This window comes from Cupriavidus sp. FW305-3-2-15-C-LB2 (assembly GCF_058787575.1).
On record NZ_JBYSZW010000046.1, the window covers coordinates 15246 to 33721 of the forward strand.

The following is an 18476-nucleotide window of genomic DNA, read 5'->3' on the forward strand; positions in this document are numbered from 1 at the left end:
CGGCCGCAGTGGATGCTGGCGGTTGAGACGGAGTGCTCAGTCGCCGGCGCGGACCGCGATGCCTTCCGCGCCCAGCCGTTCCCGGATGCGCCGCGCAAAGGCCAGCGCGTGGGCGCCGTCGCCGTGCAGACACACGGTTTCGGCTTGAATCGGTACCCAGGTGCCGTCGATGGCGCGCACGCGTTTCTCGCGCACCATGGTCAGGGTCTGGTTCAGGGCGACTTCCTCGTCCTCGTGCAGCGCGCCCGGCGTGCCGCGCTTGACCAGCGTGCCGTCGGGGTTGTAGCCGCGGTCGGCAAAGACCTCCTGCTTGACGCGCAGGCCGGCTTCCCTGGCGATATCGATCATCTGGCTGCCGGCCAGGCCGAAGAACACCAGGTCGGCATCGAAGTCGCGCACCGCGCGCACGATGGCGCGGGCCAGCGCCGGATCGCGCACGGCCTGGTTGTACAGCGCGCCATGCGGCTTGACGTGATGCAGCTCGCCGCCCTGCGCGCGCACGATCGCGTCGAGCGCGCCGATCTGGTACAGCACGTCGGCGTAGACGTGTTCCGGGTCGCGCTGCATCTCGGTGCGGCCGAAGTTCTCGCGGTCCGGGTAGCTCGGGTGCGCCCCGATCGCCACGCCGCGCTCCAGCGCCCACTTCACCGTCTGCACCATGGTGGCCGCGTCGCCCGCGTGCCAGCCGCATGCGATATTGGCCGAACTGATCAGCGCCAGCAGCGCCTCGTCGTTGGCACAGCCTTCGCCAAGGTCAGCGTTCAAATCGATCTGCATTGCCATTCTCCTGTGCGGCGCACTGCGTCGCCCGATTGATGTTGCGCGTGCGCGCCTATGCCGCCACGCGCGTGCTTGCGCGCCGCCGCGCGGCGATGGGCATGCCATCGCCCTGCCACCGCAGCGCCTGGTCGATCTGGCGCAGGTAGCGCTCCAGCTCGGCCTGCGCCGCCTCTGCCTGCGCCAGCGTCACCTGCACGAAACGCACCGGCGCACCCAGCGGCACCTGCGCCAGCCGCCACAGGTCCGCACCGATCACCACGCCGATCTTGGGGTAGCCGCCAGTGGTCTGCGCATCGGCCATCAGCGCGATCGGCTGGCCGCCCGGCGGCACCTGCATCACGCCCGGCACCACGCCATGCGACAGCAGGTCGGCGCTGCGCTCGGCGCGCCGCGCCAGCGCGGGCCCGTTCAGGCGCAGCCCCATGCGGTTGCTGTTGGGCGTGACGGTCCAGTCGGCCTGCCACAGCGCGGCCCGCGAGGCCGCGTCGAAGTCTTCATATTCAGGCCCCGGCAGCATCCGGACCGGCGTGGCCTTGCCCGCGATGCTGGCAGGCAGCGCCCACGCCGGCGCCTGCACGCCGATCCAGTCGGTCTCGGCCGCCAGCCCCGGGCGCCCCGCCGTCAGGCGGTCGCCTTCCTGCAGCGCGCGCCCGCCCAGACCGCCAAAGCCTGACTTCAGGTCGGTGCTGCGCGAGCCCATCACCGGCTCGACCTCGATGCCGCCCGCCACGCACAGGTACACGCGCGTGCCGCCGCGCGTCGACGGCAGCGTCAGCGTCTCGCCCTTGTGCACGTCAAAGGCATGCCACGACCACACCGGCACGCCGTCCAGGTTGGCGCCGCATTCGGCACCAGCCAGCGCCACGCGCATATCGGCATGGAAGCGCAGCGCGGCGCGGCCCAGCGTGAATTCAATGGCGGCACAGCCCGGCGCATTGCCGAGCAGGCGGTTGCCCACCTCCACCGCCAGCATGTCCATGGCCCCGCAACGGCCGACGCCAAAACGGCGAAAGCCGGTACGGCCCAGGTCCTGCACCGAGGCAAGCGCGCCGGGACGAATGATTTCGATCACGCGATGATTTCCTCGGCAACAAAGCGCACGGTATCGCCGGGCGCAAACAGGGACGGCGGATCCCGGTCCGCCACGAAGAGCTCGGCATCGGTGCGCCCGATCAGCTGCCAGCCGCCCGGCAGCACCGCCGGATAGATCCCGGTCTGCTCGCCGCCAATGCCGACCGACCCGGCCGGCACCGCCACCCGCGGCTCACGCCGGCGCGGCGTGGCCAGCTCCGGCGCCAGACCGCCCATATAGGCAAATCCCGGCTGGAAGCCCAGGAAGTAGACGACGTACTCGCCGGCGGCATGGCGGCGCACCACTTCCCGCGGTGTCAGCCCGGTATGGGCCGCCACATCGCCCAGGTCCGGGCCATGCTCGCCGCCGTAGCGCACCGGGATCTCCACCAGCTTGCCGGTGGCATTGCGTGCCTCGCCGGAGGCCCAGGCGAGCTTCAGGTTGCGCTCCAGCGCGTCCACATCGGCGCTGCCGTCGAAGATCACGGTCAGGTTGTTCATGCCCGGCACCACGTCCACCACCCCGCGCCAGTCCTCGGCCCGGGCAGCCATCGCCCAGATCCGGCGCTGGACTTCCAGCGATGCGGGGGGAGCCACGCTGTACAGCAGCGCCTGCTCGGCGAGTCGGTGGACGGTGCAGTTCATGAGATTCCCGGTAGCGCACTTGCTACCAGTTTAGGCAGGCAAGCCGGAATGTGACGTGTTTGTATTTCATCGATAATTTATCGATGAATTCATAATATCGAAATGAGACGAGGAGAAACAGTCAGGATTGACCCTAGGGGCGCAAGGGCCACTGCGACCGGCTGCACCATGGCCGGGCACCAAAGAAAAACGGCCGGGAAATCCCGGCCGTCTCTGCTCGATCAGTGTGCAGCGCTGTCGTTCAGGCAAACCCAGCCTGATGCGCCTGCTGGTCGGCATGGTACGAACTGCGCACCATCGCGCCCACCGCAGCGTGGGTGAAGCCCATCTTGTAAGCCTCTTCCTCGAACATCTTGAAGGTGTCGGGATGCACGTAGCGCAGCACCGGCAAGTGGTGGTTCGACGGCGCCAGGTACTGGCCGATGGTCAGCATGTCGATATCGTGGGCGCGCATGTCGCGCATGACTTCGAGGATTTCCTCGTCGGTCTCGCCCAGGCCCACCATCAGGCCGGACTTGGTCGGCACGTTGGGGTTGCGGCGCTTGAATTCCTGCAGCAGCTTGAGCGAGTGCTCATAGTCCGCGCCCGGGCGCGCCTGCTTGTACAGCCGCGGCACGGTTTCCATGTTGTGATTCATCACGTCCGGCGGGCAAGCCTGCAGGATGTCCAGCGCCTTGTCCAGGCGGCCACGGAAGTCGGGCACCAGCACTTCGATGCGCGTGGCGGGCGACAACTCGCGCGTCTGCGAGATGCAGTCGACATAGTGCTGGGCGCCGCCGTCGCGCAGGTCGTCGCGGTCGACGCTGGTGATCACGACGTAGTTCAGCTTGAGCTGGGCGATGGTGCGGGCCAGGTTGCCCGGCTCGTTCACATCCAGCGGATCGGGGCGGCCGTGGCCGACGTCGCAGAACGGGCAGCGGCGCGTGCACTTGTCGCCCATGATCATGAAGGTCGCGGTGCCCTTGCCGAAGCATTCACCGATGTTGGGGCAGCTCGCTTCCTCGCACACCGTCACCAGGTTGTTGGCACGCAAGATGTCCTTGATCTCGTAGAAGCGTGAGCTGCCGGTGGCGGCCTTGACGCGGATCCAGTCCGGCTTCTTGAGCTTTTCGGCCGGCACGATCTTGATGGGGATGCGTGCGGTCTTGTCGGCCGACTTCTGCTTGCGGGTCGGGTCATACTGCTCCGCGGGGGACTGCGGGGCTTCGCTGGAAGTGGCGATCAGGGCGTCGCTCATACATTTCTCCGCACGCGCTCAGCGTGCATTTCGCTTTTGACTAGGAGGCCAGGGCCGTCTCACCCGGCTGCTTCGCTTCAGCCGGGGCGGCAGTTCCTTCGGCAGCCAGCGCGCGGGCTTCGTGCGCTGCCAGCACCTCGCACAATGCTGCCGCCAGGCGCAGTGCGATTTCCGGTTGTTGTGCCGCGGTCACGGGCAAGGGGGCGCCGTTGGCATCCGCCGCCGCGAAGGTGGCGCCTGCGCTGGCCATGTCGACTGTTTCCAGCCCGGCATAGCCGCAGGGATTGATGCGCAGGAACGGCGACAGGTCCATCTGCACGTTGAGGCTGACGCCGTGGTAGCTGCAGCCGTTGCGGATCTTGAGGCCGAGCGCGGCAATCTTGGCGCCCTGGTGCGGCCCGTCGGACAAATAGATGCCGGGGGCGCCGGGCTTGCGTTCGGCTGCGAGATTATACGCCGCGAGCGTGTCCAGCACCGCCTGCTCGATGCCGTGCACCAGTTCGCGCACCATCAGGCGGCGGCGGCGCAGATCGAGCAGCAAATAGGCCACGACCTGGCCGGGACCGTGATATGTGATCTGCCCGCCACGATCGATCTGCACGACGGGAATCTGGTCGTCCGGGGCGAGCAGGTGCGCGGGGTCGCCCGCCTGGCCCAGGGTGTAGACCGGCGGATGCTCGACCAGCCAGACCTGGTCGGGCGTCTCGGGCGTGCGTGCGGCGGTGAAGGCGCGCATCGCGTCGAAACACGGCTGATAGTCCTCACGGCCGCGTTCGATGACTTGAATCGGATGCATGGCGAGAGTGTAACGAAAAGGGCCGGCTTGCGCCGGCCCTGCCTCGGTCACTTGTGCTGCCCGCTCAGGGCGTGGACCGGCGGGAATCGTCCGATGCGTCACGCGACCAGACCAGGCGCAGATGCCCGCGGCTGCGGTGTGATGCGGACGATGCCCCGCCGACCTTCGCCTCAGGATGCGGTGACCTGGTCCTGGTTAGGCGTCCACTCCGTGCCTCGAACCAGACGGCGCAGGCTGCGATATACCAGGTGCGGCACATCAGCCAGCGCCAGCGCCGGGCGGCGGGCTTCCGCGATCAGGGCGAGGCGCACCGGGTGCAGCGCACGCGGGTCAACGCTCAACACCACCTCGTCACCCGAGCGCAGCAGCAGGCTGCCGCCACAACGCAGCCAGTAGTCCTCTGAATCTTTCTCGCGGGTCAGCCATACGTCAGCGCCGCGGGCCTCTTCGACATGCAGGCGCTGGGCAGCATGCACCGACAGCGTGGTGACTTCGCCAGGATTCAGGGTGAACACGGTCGTTGTGAGCACGGTTTTCATGGTGGTTCTCCGTTCAGCCGGCCTCGGCGGGGATACGCCAAACCCAGTACGAATTCGCGGCGGGGTACCGGAACTGGCCCGGCAAGGGGACCAGGCCAGTTAAATCCTCTGAATATCGCCGTGAAGTAAATGACTACTGCGGGGGCCGGTGATGGAATATTAGTGATTGCCCGGCCACTATCAAAACGATATATTTTCTTTGTTCTTGTTAGACAAACTCACATACACACGACCGCCTGGAGACCACCATGGCATGGAAGAGCGCCTGGGAAAAGGACCTGCCGCGCGGCTGGCACCGCGAGCTGCCGCGCCTGCCGGCGCTGACCGCGCTGCGCGCCTTCGAGGCCGCGGCGCGGCACGAGAGCTTTTCGCGCGCGGCCACGGAGCTGTTTGTCACGCACGGCGCGGTCAGCCACCAGATCCGCGCGCTGGAAGACGAACTGGGCATGCCGCTGTTCGAGCGCCACGGCAAGCGTGTCGCGCTGACGCCGTCGGGGCGCCTCTATGCCGAGCGCGTGCGTGACGCGCTGCTGCAGATCGCCGATGCCACGCGCGCGCTGCAGGCCGGCAACCGCGACAAGCGCCTGACCATCAGCACCATGCCGTCGTTTGCCGCGCGCTGGCTGACGCCGCGCATCGGCAGCTTTATCGAGCGCCACCCGGAGCTGGATGTCGAGCTGCTGTCGTCGAACACGCTGGTCAACTTTGCGCACGAGGAAGTCGATATCGCGCTGCGCATGGGCAGCGGCGACTATCCCGGCCTGTATGTGGAGCGGCTGCTGGACGACGTCTTCTTCCCGGTCTGCAGCCCCGGCTTCAATGGCGGCCGCCTGCCCGAGCGGCCGCAGGACATGGCGGGGCTGCCGCTGCTGCGCGGCGAGGGCGATCCGTGGAAGCCGTGGTTCGAGGCCGCCGGGCTGGACTGGCCCGAGCCGCGCAAGGGCCTGCTGCTGGAAGATTCCTCGCTGCTGCTGCAGGCCGCGTCCGAAGGCCAGGGCATTGCGCTGATCCGCTCCTCGCTGGCCTACAACGACCTGCTGGCCGGGCGCGTGGTGCGGCTGTTCGATGTCAGCATCCCCTGTCCATGGCTGCTGTACTTCGTATGCGCCCCGGGCTCATTGAACCTGCCCAAGGTGCAGGCGTTCCGCGGCTGGCTGCTGCCCGAGATCGAGCGCTTCCGCGAGGTGCTGGCGCAGTGGGAGTGAACTAGTCTTCCGACGCTTCGCCGGAGTCAGCAGGATCGGCGGCTGCGTCCGCCGCCGGCCTGGCGCGCGCCCGGCCGGCCCGCGGATGGGCCTTGTCGTAGACCTTCGCCAGATGCTGGAAATCGAGCGCGGTATAGACCTGCGTGGTCGAAATGCTGGCATGGCCCAGCATCTCCTGCACCGCGCGCAGGTCCCCCGACGACTGCAGCACGTGGGTGGCAAATGAGTGCCTCAGCATATGGGGATGCACATCGGCCGGCACGCCGGCGCGCAGCGCCTGTTGCTTGAGCCGCAACTGCACCGTGCGCATCGACAGGCGCCGCCCGCGCGGGCCGAGGAACAAGGCGTGGGCATCTTCCGGCAAGGCGCCTGGGCGCAGCAGCGTGTCGCGCACCGCCAGCCAGGCACGCAGCGCCTCGATGGCCTTGCTGCCGACCGGCACCGAGCGCTGGCGCGAACCCTTGCCGGTCACGGTGACTTCCGCTCCGGCCAGGTCGAGCCAGCCGCTGGAGCGGTAGCCGTCGGCATCGGCATAGCGCAGGTCCAGCTGCACCAGCTCGGACAGCCGCAGCCCGCTTGAATAGAACAGCTCATGGACCGCTTGGTCGCGCAGTGCCTGGGCATCCGTGCCGGCAGGATGCGCGACCAGTGCCACCGCATGTTCGACCGACAAGGCCTTGGGCAGTGCGTGGCCAGAGCGCGGCGCGCGCACGCCGTCGACCGGGTTCACCGTGACGCCATGGCCGTGGCGCGCCGCCCACTGGAAGAAACCGCGCCAGGCCGACAAGGTGCGCGCGATGCTGGTGCCGACCAGCCCGGCGCCATGCAGCCGCGCGGCAAAGTTGCGGATATGGTGGGTCTGCAGTGCCAGCAGGGCCACGCCGGGCGCATAACGCGCCGCGTGCCCCTGCAGCACGCGCAGGTCGCGGCTGTAGCTGGTCAGCGTGTGCTCGGCCAGCTTGCGGCTGCCGCGCAGCCAGTCCAGGTAGCGTGTGACCAGCGGCTCGGGTGCCGGCGGCGGGCCGTCGCCGGCAGGAGCGATATCCGCAACCACGCTGCGGGGCGGCCGGCGTGCAGTCATGGCGTCAGGCGTGGGCCGCCGCGCCTCAGTCGCGCAGCCGGTGCAGCGCGGCGCCGGCGACTTCGCCGATCTGCGACAGGTAGGCGGTGCCCATGCCTTCGTGGAAACGGCGCGGATCGGGCGAGCCCAGCACCAGCAGGCCAAAGGCTGCGCCGCGCACGTCGGCACCGGCCTCGGCATCGCCGGCACGCACCGGCACGCGCAGCGTCACCATCGCCAGCGAGGTGATATCGTCGCGCTCCAGCAGCCCCGCGGCCTCGAAGCCGCCGTTGCTGCCGCAGTACGGCGCACGCAGGCCTTCGGCAAAGATGCGCAGGTCTTCGCTGGCGCCCTGCGCCACTTCCATATGGACGTATTGCTCGGCGACATCCCACAGCCTGAGCGCCACCGCCGGCACATCGAACACCTGCTGCAGGCCGTCCTGCACTGCATAGGGCAGCGCGTGCGGATCGGCTTCGGCCAGCAGGCGCAGCTGCCAGGCATGCATGCGTTGCTGGGTGCGGTCGTTGTCATGGCCGTGGCGGACCAGGTCCGCCAGGCGCAGCTCCAGGCCCTTGTTCTTCTCGCGCAGGATTTCCATCTGGCGTTCCTGCAGCGACACGGCGCGGTGGCTGTGCGGGCTGGTCAGCTGCACCGCGGCCAGCAGCTCGGCGTGTTCTTCGAAGAATTCGGGGTGGCTCTGCAGGTAGGCGGCAACGTCTTGGGCGTTCATGGGGCGTGGACCGGTAGAGGTAAAGTGGGTGGCAGTTTAGCAAAGGGGACCGGCGGCACAGCCGCGGCCCCCTTTTTACGCAGGCTGCGCTACGTCTGGATCAGCCGCTTCTGCCGCGAAATGCTCATCAGAATGCCGATGCCCGCGCCCAGCGTCACCAGTGCGGTGCCGCCATAGCTCATCAGCGGCAGCGGCACGCCCACCACCGGCAGGATGCCGCTGACCATGCCCATGTTGACGAAGGCATAGGTGAAGAAGATCAGCGTGATCGATCCCGCCAGCAGCCGCGAGAACAGCGTCGGCGCATTGGCCGCGATAAACAGGCCGCGAAAGATCAGCAGCAGGTACAGCACCAGCAGCACCGCATTGCCGATCAGGCCGAACTCTTCCGAGTACACCGCGAAGATAAAGTCGGTGTGCTTTTCCGGGATGAATTCCAGGTGCGTCTGCGTGCCCTTGAGCCAGCCCTTGCCCTCGACCCCGCCGGAGCCGATGGCGATGATCGACTGGATCGTGTGGAAGCCCTTGCCGAGCGGATCGCTGGTCGGGTCCAGCAGCGTGCAGACGCGGTGCTGCTGGTAGTCGTGCAGCACCGGCCAGTTCACGCCCGGCGCGCACATATCGTTCTGGAACGTGATCAGCAGCGTGATCGCCACCACCAGCAGCCCCAGCAGCGGCAGGATCAGCCGCCACGACAGGCCGGCGAAGTAGATCACGTACACGCCCGCGGCCATCACCAGCAGTGCCGTGCCCAGGTCAGGCTGCTTGGCGATCAGGCCGACCGGGATCAGCAGCAGCCCCAGCGCCACCACGAAGTCGAACCACTTGATCACGCCCTCGCGCTTCTGGAAATACCAGGCCAGCATCAGCGGCATCGAGATCTTCATGATCTCGGACGGCTGGATCACCATGCCGACATAGAGCCAGCGGCGCGCGCCCTTGCGGATCAGGCCGAACATGGCCACCGCGATCAGCAGCGCCACTCCGACCGTGTAGATCGGCACCGCCACCCGCATCAGCGTCTGCGTAGGCAGGTAGGCGATCACGATCATCACCACATAAGACAGCAGGATATTGCGCAGCTGATCCTCAACCCGGCCCGGCATGTCGATGGCGGCCGAGTACAGCGCCACGATGCCAGTGGCGAACAGCAGGAAGACGATCAGCGAGAGTGGTTTGTCAAAACCGGTCAGCGCGGTCTTGATCAGGGACAGGACGCGGCGTCGATCCATGCGCGTCTCCTTCAGCGAGTGGCGTCGGCACCGCTGGCTGCCTTGGCAGCCACGGGCTTGACGCGTGGTTTGGGCGCGGGCGCCTTGGCCGGCACGACCGGCGCGGAAGCCGGCGGCGGCACCTTCGGCTTGCTGTGGCCCAGCGCCTGCAGCATGCGTTCATCCAGCGTCTGCACGGCCGAGGCCGGTGCGATCGCGGCCGGGTCCAGCGCCGCCGCGATCGCGTCAGACGCCCCGGCATGCGCGCCCGACGCCGCGGCGACCTCGCTGGCGGCCGCGCCGCTGGCCGGCGCGCTGCCGCTCGACATCACCGTGGCGCTGGCAATGCTGGCGGTCTGGCCGGTGGTGAACACGCTCGGCGTTGCCACCGGCGGGCGGCCCGCCATGCGCTCGGCTTCCGGCGGCGCGATGGCTTCCAGCTCCGCCGGCCATTTGCCGGTCAGGTAGTAGTCCATCACCTTGCGCGCGATCGGCGCGGCCACCGCGGCGCCGAAGCCGGCGTTCTCGACGATCAGCGCAATCGCGATCCTGGGGTTGTCCGCGGGCGCGAAGGCCGTGTACAGCGAGTGGTCGCGCTTGCGCTCGTCCAGCGCGTGGTGGTTGTACTTCTCGCCCTTGGCCAGGCTGTAGGTCTGCGCCGTGCCGGTCTTGCCCGCCGATTCGTAGGCGGCGCCGGCGAACACGCGCGCGGCCGTGCCGGAATGCGTCACCGCCACCATGGCGCGCTTGATCACGTTGATGTCGGCCTGCTTGAGCGGGATCGTGTAGCTTTCCTTGGGCACGGTCAGCGTGCGCTTGCGCGTGACCGCATCCTCCACGGCCTTGACCAGGTGGGGCTTCATCACCTTGCCGTCGTTGACGATGACCGAGGTGGCCTGCGCCAGCTGCAGGATGGTGAAGCTGTTGTAGCCCTGGCCGATGCCCAGCGAGATGGTCTCGCCGTCGTACCACTTCTGCTGCTCGGGCTTGCGGTACGCCTTGCGCTTCCAGTCGGTCGACGGCAGGATGCCGCGGCTTTCGCCCTCGATGTCGATGCCCGTGATCTGGCCGAAGCCCAGCGGCTTCATGAAGTCATGGATGCCGTTGACGCCCATGTCGCGCGCCAGCGCGTAGTAGTAGGTGTCGCACGAATGCACGATCGAGCTGTGCATGTCGACCCAGCCATGGCCGCCCGGCTTGTCGTCGCGGAAGGTATGGTTGCCCAGCGTGAAGAAGCCGGGGTCGGACATGCCCCAGGCCGCGGTGCGCTTGCCGGTGGTCAGCGCGGCCAGCGCCATGAACGGCTTGTAGGTCGAGCCCGGCGGGTAGGTGCCGCGCAGCGGGCGGTTCAGCAGTGGCTTGTCGGGCGAGTTGTTGAGCTCGTTCCAGGTATTGGTGTCGATGCCCTCGACGAACAGGTTGGGGTCGTAGGTCGGCTTGGAGACAAAGGCCAGGATGTCGCCGGTGGACGGCTCGATCGCCACCAGTGCGCCGCGGCGGTTGCCGTAGAGCGCCTCGGCCAGCTGCTGCAGGCGGATGTCCAGCGACAGGATCAGGTTGTTGCCAGGCGTGGCGGGTGAGGTCGAAAGCGTGCGGATGGGGCGCCCGCCCGCGCTCACTTCCACTTCCTCGAAGCCGGTCAGGCCGTGCAGCTCGCTCTCGTAGCTCTGCTCCAGGCCGATCTTGCCGATGTAGTTGGTGCCCTTGTAGTTGTCGGCGTCCTTGCGCGGATCGTATTTGGCGCCGTCGGCATCGTTGGCCTCGTCCATGGCCTCGATGCGTTCCTGGTCGCGCTGCGAGATGCGGCCCAGGTAGCCGATCACGTGCGAAGCCGACTCGCCCAGCGGGTACTGCCGGAACAGCCGCGCGCGCACATCCACGCCCGGGAAGCGGAAGCGCTGCGCGGAGAAGCGCGCCACTTCCTCGTCGCTCAGCTGGCTGCGGATCGGCAGGCTTTCAAAGCTGCGCGACTCTTCCATCAGCCGCTTGAAGCGGCGCCGGTCGCGCGGCTGGATATCCACCAGCGCCGACAGGCCTTCGATGGTGTTGTCCAGCGTATCGCCCAGCTTGGACGGCGTGATCTCCAGCGTGTACGCGGAATAATTGCGCGCCAGCACGATCCCGTTGCGGTCCATGATGATGCCGCGGTTGGGCTCGATCGGCGCCACCGAGATGCGATTGTCCTCGGCCTTGGCCGAGTACTGGTCATGCTTGTACCACTGCAGCCACAGGAAGCGCGTGAACAGCAGGCCAAAGCAGATCACCGTGAACAGGGCCGCGGCCGCCACGCGGATGCGGAAGCGGCCGATTTCCAGTTCGACGTTGCGGATTTCGGTCATGGTACTGCGTTGGCCAGGGATGAGCGTTTAGGTGCGGTCAGGTGCGTGCGGCGTCAGATCGGACGCGTCTCGTCGACATCGCTCGAACGGCGCTGCGGCGCCAGCAGCAGGCTGGTGGCCAGCGGCCACAGCAGCGCCTCGATCGCCGGTGCCAGCAGCAGTTGCCAGCCCGGCAGCGGCGCGCCCATGGCCAGCCGGATCAGCACCGGCACCGCGTGCACGACGAACAGCAGCGGCAGCACGTGCAGCGCCTGGGTATAGACGGTGAACCACAGCACGCGGCGGTGGATGGTGATGGCGAAGTAGGCCAGCAGAGTGTAGGCCAGTGCGTGCTCGCCCAGCAGCCGGGCATCGTGCACGTCCATCAGCAGGCCCAGCAGGAAGGCCACGCCCATGCCCACCTTGCGCGGCTGGTGGATGTTCCAGAACACCAGCACCAGCGCCACCATGTCGGGGACCCACAGCGTGGTGCCCCAGGGCATCAGGTTGAACAGGAACGCCAGCACGAAGCTGAAGGCGATAAAGGCGGGATTGACCGGCCGCAGCAGGTATTGGGGATTGGTCACCGTGGTGCCTCCCTGGCGGGTGCGGCCTTGGCAGCCGCTGCGCTATCGGCGGCAGCGCGTGCCGCAGCGGACTTGGCGCCCTTGACCGGCGCCTCCGGCTTGGCCTCGACCGTTTCCCGCGCGGGAATGGCCGCGTCGTAGCGCACCACCAGCAGCAGGCGGTGCGCGCGCACGCCGGCCACCGGCTCGCAGTACACGCGCGAAAACGCGGTATCGGCCTTGCGCTCGATATGGACGATCTTTGCCACCGGCAGGCCCGGCGGGTAGGTGCCGTCCAGGCCCGAGGTCACCAGCAGGTCGCCCTGCTGCAGGTCGGCGGCGGCGGCCATGAAGCGCAGGTCCAGCTGGCCCGCGCGCGCGCCGCCGAAGGCCACGCTGCGCAGCCCGTTGCGCACCACCTGCACGGGGATGGCCTGGTCCTTGTCGGTGAGCAGCGTCACCTCGGACTGGAACGGCGACACGCGCGTGACCTGCCCCACCACGCCGCGCTCGTCGATCACCGGGTAGCCGGCGCGCAGGCCGTGCTGGCTGCCCTTGTCGATCACGATACGCTGGGTGTAGGGATCGCGCGCGTCATACAGGATCTCGGCGGCCGTCACCGGCGTGGCCGACTGCTGCGCCAGCCCGAGCAGCTTGCGCAGCTGGTTGTTCTCGGACTCCAGCTGCGCCTGGCGCACCGAGGCCTGGGCCTGCTGCACGGCGTTCTGGCGCAGTTCGCGGTTTTCGGTGGCGAGCATCGCCGACGACTGCGCATAGTCGAACATCGTGCGCAGTGCGTCGCGCGGCGTCAGCACCAGGCGTTCGACCGGCATCAGCACGGTGGCGGCAACCTGCCGGCCCACGCTGAGCGCGTCGAAACGGGCATCGACCACCAGCAGCGCCAGCGCGATACCCACGTACAGGACCAGCCTGGCGACAGCCGAGGTGCCTTGCTTGAAGAGCGGCGGAGGGGAGTAATCCATTTACCCGAACAAAGGCCAAAGCCCACGCGGAAACGCCCCGCCGCCCGCCGTGCCGCGCCCGGGTCCCTTGCGGGGACGGGAGCGGCACGGCCGGGCGGCGGGAACTGCCAGGGCCTGGCCCCGGCGGATGAGGCGCCGCGACGCCGCCCTGATCGCTGGATCCGGCAGGCCGCGCATCGCCACGTGAGCGTCCTTCTTACTCGTAGGAGAAGATGCTGCCGAGCTTGTCCATGCGTTCCAGCGCCATGCCGGAACCGCGCACCACGCAGGTCAGCGGGTCTTCGGCCACCAGCACCGGCAGGCCGGTTTCTTCCGCCAGCAGGCGGTCCAGGTCGCGCAGCAGCGCGCCGCCGCCGGTCAGCATCATGCCGCGCTCGGCGATGTCGGCGCCCAGTTCGGGCGGGGTCTGTTCCAGCGCGATCTTCACCGCCGAAACGATCTGGTTCAGCGGATCGGTAAGGGCTTCGAGGATTTCATTGGACGACACGGTGAAGGCGCGCGGGATGCCTTCGGACAGATTGCGGCCCTTGACTTCCATCTCGCGGACTTCGGAGCCCGGGAAGGCCGAGCCGATTTCCTTCTTGATCGCTTCGGCGGTCTGTTCGCCGATCAGCATGCCGTAGTTGCGGCGGATGTAGTTGACGATGGCCTCGTCGAACTTGTCGCCGCCCACGCGCACCGAACCCTTGTAGACCATGCCACCCAGCGAGATGATGCCCACCTCGGTGGTGCCGCCGCCGATATCCACCACCATCGAGCCCGACGGCTCGGACACCGGCAGGCCGGCGCCGATCGCAGCCGACATCGGCTCCTCGATCAAGTAGACCTGGCTGGCACCGGCGCCCAGCGCCGATTCGCGGATGGCGCGGCGCTCGACCTGGGTCGAGCCGCACGGCACGCAGATGATGATGCGCGGGCTCGGGCGCAGCAGCTTGCTGTCGTGCACCATCTTGATGAATTGCTTGAGCATCTGCTCGGTGACGGTGAAGTCGGCGATCACGCCGTCCTTCATCGGGCGGATCGCCTCGATATTGCCCGGCACCTTGCCCAGCATCTGCTTGGCTTCCTTGCCCACCGCCGTGATGGTCTTCTTGGCGTTGGGGCCGCCTTCCTGGCGGATCGCGACGACCGAGGGCTCGTCCAGCACGATGCCCTTGTCGCGCATGTAGATCAGCGTGTTGGCGGTGCCGAGGTCGATCGCCAGGTCGTTGGAGAAGTAGCTGCGGAGAAATCCGAACATCAGGAATCCTGTCTGTGGTGGTGTTCGCGGGTAGGCGAAGCGGCCGGCACCGCGAACGGCCCGGCCACGAAATACGTTGTGTTGAATACGGAATGGTTCCCGGCTTCCCGGTCCGCCCGCCGTCCGGCACGGGGCTGCCCGGGCCGGGATGGAATGGGAACGGCAATCGCCGGCGCACCGCGCGCGCCGGCCCTACGGGAACCTTTGATTAGACCCCGCGGAAAAGTTCGCGGAAATGTGCAGGCACCGGCGCACCATATCGAATCACTGCGACATGCGCTGGCCGGCTGCAGAGGCCTAATCAGAGGACCCAGGTCCGCCCTTCGGGCGCCTGCGGATGCCAGGCGCAAGCGCGCCGGCCAGCGGCCGGCCTGCGGCCATGTGGCGTAAGCGTTGCCAAGGGTCGGTAACTCGCAATGATACCTTATAATTCCTGCTGCTTCGGGCGTTTACAGCCTGAAAATACCTGTAATTCCGACGACTCCGGGGCGCCACTCCGGCGCCCCCGGTCAGGCCACGGGCCGTGCGACGCAGCCGCCCCATGAGCCAGCCGCCGGCGCAGCCCGCGCCCCCGCATCCGAGCATCCGAACCACCACGCCATGGCCCTCGCTCTATCCGACGTCAAGCGCATCGCCCACCTGGCCCGCATCGAAATCAGCGATGACGAGGCCGCCCAGACGCTTGCGCAGCTGAACAACTTTTTCTCGCTGGTCGAGCAGATGCAGGCGGTTGACACCAGCGGCATCGAGCCGCTGGCCCACCCGCTGTCAGCCGTGCGCGACATGGTCCAGCGCCTGCGCGAGGACGTGGTCACCGAATCCGACCGCCGCGCCGACTACCAGCGCCCCGCGCCGGCCACCGAAGACGGCCTGTACCTGGTGCCCAAGGTCATCGAATGACCGCCGCCCGGCCCGGACCCGACGCACCCGTGCATGCCTGTCCGGCGCCGGCCATCCGCCAGTACGCCACCCCCTGATGCCAACCGACTGTCATGCCCTTTTCCGCTGATTCCGTGACCTCCCTGCGCCAGCTAGCCGATGCGCTGGCCGCGCGCTCCGTCTCCGCCGAGGAACTCGCACGCGAGTACCTGGCCCGCATCGAGCAGGCTGCCGCGCTCAACGCGTTTATCCACGTCGATGCCGAGCGGACCCTGGCGCAGGCGCGCGCCGCCGATGAACGCCGCGCCCGCGGCGAGGCCGCGCCGCTGACCGGCGTGCCGATCGCGCACAAGGACGTGTTCGTCACGCGCGGCTGGCGTGCCACCGCCGGCTCGAAGATGCTGGCCAACTATGAAAGCCCGTTCGACGCCACCGTGGTCGAACGCATGGCCGCGGCCGGCATGGTCACGCTGGGCAAGACCAATATGGACGAGTTCGCGATGGGCTCGTCCAACGAGAACTCGCATTTCGGCCCGGTGCGCAACCCCTGGGACACCAGCCGCGTGCCCGGCGGCTCGTCGGGCGGCTCGGCCGCGGCCGTGGCCGCCGGCCTGGCCCCCGCCGCCACCGGCACCGACACCGGCGGCTCGATCCGCCAGCCGTCGTCGTTCTCGGGCATCACCGGCATCAAGCCGACCTACGGCCGCGTGTCGCGCTACGGCATGATCGCCTTCGCCTCGTCGCTGGACCAGGCCGGCCCGATGGCCCATAGCGCCGAAGACTGCGCGCTGCTGCTCAACGCCATGGCCGGCTTCGACCCCAGGGACTCCACCAGCATCACGCCCGCGCAGGGCGGCGTGGACGAGGACTACACCCGCCTGCTGGGCCAGCCGCGCGCCGGCGCCACTACCGAGCGCCCGCTCGCCGGCCTGCGCATCGGCCTGCCGAAGGAATACTTCGGCAAGGGCCTGTCGGCCGACGTCGAGCAGGCCGTGCGCGCCGCGCTGGCCGAGTATGAAAAGCTGGGCGCCACGCTGGTCGAGGTGACGCTGCCAAAGACCGAGCTGTCGATCCCGGTGTACTACGTGATCGCGCCGGCCGAGGCCTCGTCCAACCTGTCGCGCTTTGACGGCGTACGCTACGGCCACCGCGCGGCCGAATACCGCGACCTGCTCGACATGTACAAGAAGAGCCGCGCCGAAGGCTTCGGCGCCGAGGTCAAGCGCCGCATCATGGTCGGCACCTATGTGCTGTCGCATGGCTACTACGACGCCTACTACCTGCAGGCGCAGAAGATCCGCCGCATCATCGCCGACGACTTCCAGCGTGCCTTCGCCCAGTGCGACGTGATCATGGGGCCGGTGGCGCCGACGGTGGCGTGGAAACTGGGCGAGAAGACCTCGGACCCGGTGCAGATGTACCTGGCCGATATCTTCACGCTGTCGACCAGCCTGGCCGGCCTGCCCGGCATGAGCGTGCCGTGCGGCTTTGGCGAGGCCGGCATGCCGGTGGGCCTGCAGCTGATCGGCAACTACTTCGACGAGGCGCGCCTGCTGCAGACCGCGCACGCGTTCCAGCAGGCGACCGACTGGCACCTGCGCCGTCCGGGCAAGGCATGAACATGACCGCGCGCTCCTCGCTGACCCTGCGCCTGATGGCCGCGGCCGCGCTCGCCGCGGCGGTGGCCGGCTGCATCCCGCTGCCGGGCGGGCTGGGCCGGCCCGCTCCAATCGCCAGCCGCGACATCGACCTGGCCGGCGACTGCCGCCGCACCGAGGAAGACGGCTTCCGCGAAGACGCCCAGCTGCGCGTGTCGGACAACAGCGTGCAGCAGCTGTCGTGGAAGCTGTGGGTAGGCAAGCGCGGCTCGTGCAGCTTCAACCTGGCGGACTTCCGCCAGGTCCAGAAGAAGCCGCATATCGAGCTGCGCGCCAATGACGGCAGCGGCTGCAAGCTGATGGTCTGGCAGGACCCGCGCCGCGTTACGCTGGCGCACGCCAACTGCCAGCAGCGCTGCACCCCCGGCGTCTACGAAGAAGCCTGGCCCGTGATGTTCGAGCCGGGCAGCGGCGCCTGCGCCCGCACGCGCTGAAGCCACCGAAGCCGGCCATGACCCACGCACCCGCCACCCCGCAACGCTCACCGCGCACCGCCCGTCCGGCGGTGGCGGTGCTGCGCGCCGCGGTGGCACTGGGGCTGGGCGCATGGCTGGCCGGCGCATCCGCGCATACACCGGAACTGCCCGCGCCCGCGCTGGCGCAGCCGGCGCCGCTGACGCCCGCCGGCGTGCTGGCGCCGAATGCGGTGAGCCGGGCCGCGCCAGGATCCGCGGCCACGGCACCCGTGCCGGCGCAGCGTGTCCAGCTGCGCGGCGATGCGGCCACGCCCGCGCTCACCGCCTACTGGTTCCTGCCGCGCGAGGGCGCCACCCCGCGCGCGCTGCCGGTGGTGGTGGCGTTGCACGGCTGCGGCGGCCTGCTGTCCGCGCGCCCCGCGCGCGCGAGCGCGGCGGGTGCCGCCGGAACCGCCCAGGCGGACGTTTCCGGACTGCTGCAGCAACGCTACCGCGAATACGCGCACTGGCTGAACGAGCGCGGCTATGCCGTGCTGATGCCCGACAGCTTCAGCGCGCGCGGCAGGCCCCACGGCATCTGCTCCGAACCCATCGACGCGCGCGGCATCGACGACCGCACGCGCCGCGCCGATGCGCTGGCCGCGCTGCGCTGGGTGGCGCAGCAGCCGGCGGTCGACACCGCGCGTATCGTGCTGCTGGGCTGGTCCAACGGCGCGCAGGCGGTGCTGGCCACCGTCGATGCCAGCCGCCCGTGGCCGGCCGGCACGCCCCAGGTGGAGCGTGCGGTGGCGTTCTACCCGGGCTGCAGGCGCGCCGTGCAGCAGCACAACTTCCGCCTGCGCGCGCCTATGCTGCTGATGATCGGCGGCGCCGACGACTGGACGCCCGCCACCCGCTGCGCCATGCTGCAAAGCGCGGTGCTGGCGCGCCAGCCGGGCGCGCGCTTCCGGCTGGAGATCTACCCCGGCGCCTATCACGGCTTTGACGGCACCAGCGAGCTGCATATGCGCCGCGACGTACCGGCGGGCATGCGCAAGACCCAGGGCGTCACCGTCGGCGGCGATGCGGTGGCCCGCGTGGCCGCGCTGGCCCAGCTCGACTCATGGCTTGCCAGCCCCGACCCCTGAGGGCCGGGGCAA

General features: G+C 68.7%; 18 protein-coding genes. 5 read left to right on the top strand and 13 right to left on the bottom strand.

The genetic code is table 11. The features are described from left to right. Positions 1-36: 36 nt before the first annotated feature. The 6 genes from pxpA to AC3WRR_RS26855 form a co-directional block, all read right to left on the bottom strand. A complete protein-coding gene (gene pxpA / locus AC3WRR_RS26830; RefSeq protein ID WP_010811492.1) occupies positions 37-777 on the bottom strand; it encodes a 5-oxoprolinase subunit PxpA in 741 nt (246 codons plus the stop codon). Between the two features lie 55 nt (positions 778-832). Continuing rightward, entirely contained in the window at positions 833-1852 is a 1020-nt protein-coding gene (locus AC3WRR_RS26835; RefSeq protein WP_011614361.1) for a 5-oxoprolinase subunit C family protein, read from the bottom strand. Then, positions 1849-2496 (bottom strand): 5-oxoprolinase subunit PxpB, encoded by a 648-nt coding sequence (gene pxpB, locus AC3WRR_RS26840; RefSeq protein WP_010811490.1) that lies wholly within the window; start codon positions 2494-2496, stop codon positions 1849-1851. The genes AC3WRR_RS26835 and pxpB overlap by 4 nt, the downstream gene beginning before the upstream one ends. Positions 2497-2737: 241 nt before the next feature. Further along, positions 2738-3733, bottom strand: a complete 996-nt coding sequence (gene lipA, locus AC3WRR_RS26845; RefSeq protein WP_010811489.1) for a lipoyl synthase — start codon at positions 3731-3733, stop codon at positions 2738-2740. 40 nt (positions 3734-3773) lie between these two features. Continuing rightward, entirely contained in the window at positions 3774-4529 is a 756-nt protein-coding gene (lipB, locus tag AC3WRR_RS26850; protein ID WP_010811488.1) for a lipoyl(octanoyl) transferase LipB, read from the bottom strand. Between the two features lie 170 nt (positions 4530-4699). Continuing rightward, positions 4700-5068 (bottom strand): DUF2917 domain-containing protein, encoded by a 369-nt coding sequence (locus AC3WRR_RS26855; protein WP_010811487.1) that lies wholly within the window; start codon positions 5066-5068, stop codon positions 4700-4702. 248 nt (positions 5069-5316) lie between these two features. Here AC3WRR_RS26855 and AC3WRR_RS26860 point away from each other — a divergent pair, with 248 nt between their 5' ends. Beyond that, on the top strand, positions 5317-6273 hold the full coding sequence (locus AC3WRR_RS26860) for a transcriptional regulator GcvA (protein WP_010811486.1): 957 nt from the start codon (positions 5317-5319) through the stop codon (positions 6271-6273). A 1-nt stretch (position 6274) separates the two neighbouring features. On the opposite strand, the gene AC3WRR_RS26865 is transcribed toward AC3WRR_RS26860, so the two are convergent. From AC3WRR_RS26865 to AC3WRR_RS26895, 7 genes are all read right to left on the bottom strand, one after another. Then, a complete protein-coding gene (locus tag AC3WRR_RS26865) occupies positions 6275-7354 on the bottom strand; it encodes a tyrosine recombinase XerC (protein WP_492298593.1) in 1080 nt (359 codons plus the stop codon). A gap of 25 nt (positions 7355-7379) precedes the next feature. After that, positions 7380-8066, bottom strand: a complete 687-nt coding sequence (locus AC3WRR_RS26870) for a DUF484 family protein (RefSeq protein ID WP_492298595.1) — start codon at positions 8064-8066, stop codon at positions 7380-7382. 89 nt (positions 8067-8155) lie between these two features. Next, entirely contained in the window at positions 8156-9298 is a 1143-nt protein-coding gene (gene rodA / locus AC3WRR_RS26875; RefSeq protein WP_010811483.1) for a rod shape-determining protein RodA, read from the bottom strand. 11 nt (positions 9299-9309) lie between these two features. Continuing rightward, complete coding sequence (gene mrdA / locus AC3WRR_RS26880; protein ID WP_011614359.1) at positions 9310-11616, bottom strand: penicillin-binding protein 2; 2307 nt, start codon at positions 11614-11616, stop codon at positions 9310-9312. A gap of 53 nt (positions 11617-11669) precedes the next feature. Continuing rightward, a complete protein-coding gene (mreD, locus tag AC3WRR_RS26885; RefSeq protein WP_010811481.1) occupies positions 11670-12182 on the bottom strand; it encodes a rod shape-determining protein MreD in 513 nt (170 codons plus the stop codon). Next, positions 12179-13144 carry a rod shape-determining protein MreC gene (gene mreC / locus AC3WRR_RS26890; protein ID WP_492298597.1) on the bottom strand — a complete coding sequence of 322 codons (966 nt, stop codon included), beginning with the start codon at positions 13142-13144 and terminating at the stop codon, positions 12179-12181. Before mreC ends, mreD begins: the two co-directional genes overlap by 4 nt. Before the next feature lie 196 nt (positions 13145-13340). Then, positions 13341-14384, bottom strand: coding sequence for a rod shape-determining protein (locus tag AC3WRR_RS26895; RefSeq protein ID WP_008648066.1), 1044 nt, complete (start codon positions 14382-14384; stop codon positions 13341-13343). A gap of 600 nt (positions 14385-14984) precedes the next feature. Here AC3WRR_RS26895 and gatC point away from each other — a divergent pair. The 4 genes from gatC to AC3WRR_RS26915 all read left to right on the top strand — a co-directional run bounded on the left by gatC (position 14985) and on the right by AC3WRR_RS26915 (position 18464). After that, the gene (gene gatC / locus AC3WRR_RS26900) at positions 14985-15284 is read left to right on the top strand and encodes an Asp-tRNA(Asn)/Glu-tRNA(Gln) amidotransferase subunit GatC (protein ID WP_011614358.1); all 300 of its coding nucleotides are present in this window, start codon (positions 14985-14987) and stop codon (positions 15282-15284) included. Between the two features lie 92 nt (positions 15285-15376). After that, on the top strand, positions 15377-16882 hold the full coding sequence (gene gatA, locus AC3WRR_RS26905; RefSeq protein WP_010811478.1) for an Asp-tRNA(Asn)/Glu-tRNA(Gln) amidotransferase subunit GatA: 1506 nt from the start codon (positions 15377-15379) through the stop codon (positions 16880-16882). Beyond that, positions 16879-17355 (top strand): hypothetical protein, encoded by a 477-nt coding sequence (locus tag AC3WRR_RS26910; RefSeq protein ID WP_010811477.1) that lies wholly within the window; start codon positions 16879-16881, stop codon positions 17353-17355. Before gatA ends, AC3WRR_RS26910 begins: the two co-directional genes overlap by 4 nt. 17 nt (positions 17356-17372) lie before the next feature. Then, entirely contained in the window at positions 17373-18464 is a 1092-nt protein-coding gene (locus AC3WRR_RS26915) for a dienelactone hydrolase family protein (protein ID WP_010811476.1), read from the top strand. Positions 18465-18476 lie beyond the last annotated feature (12 nt).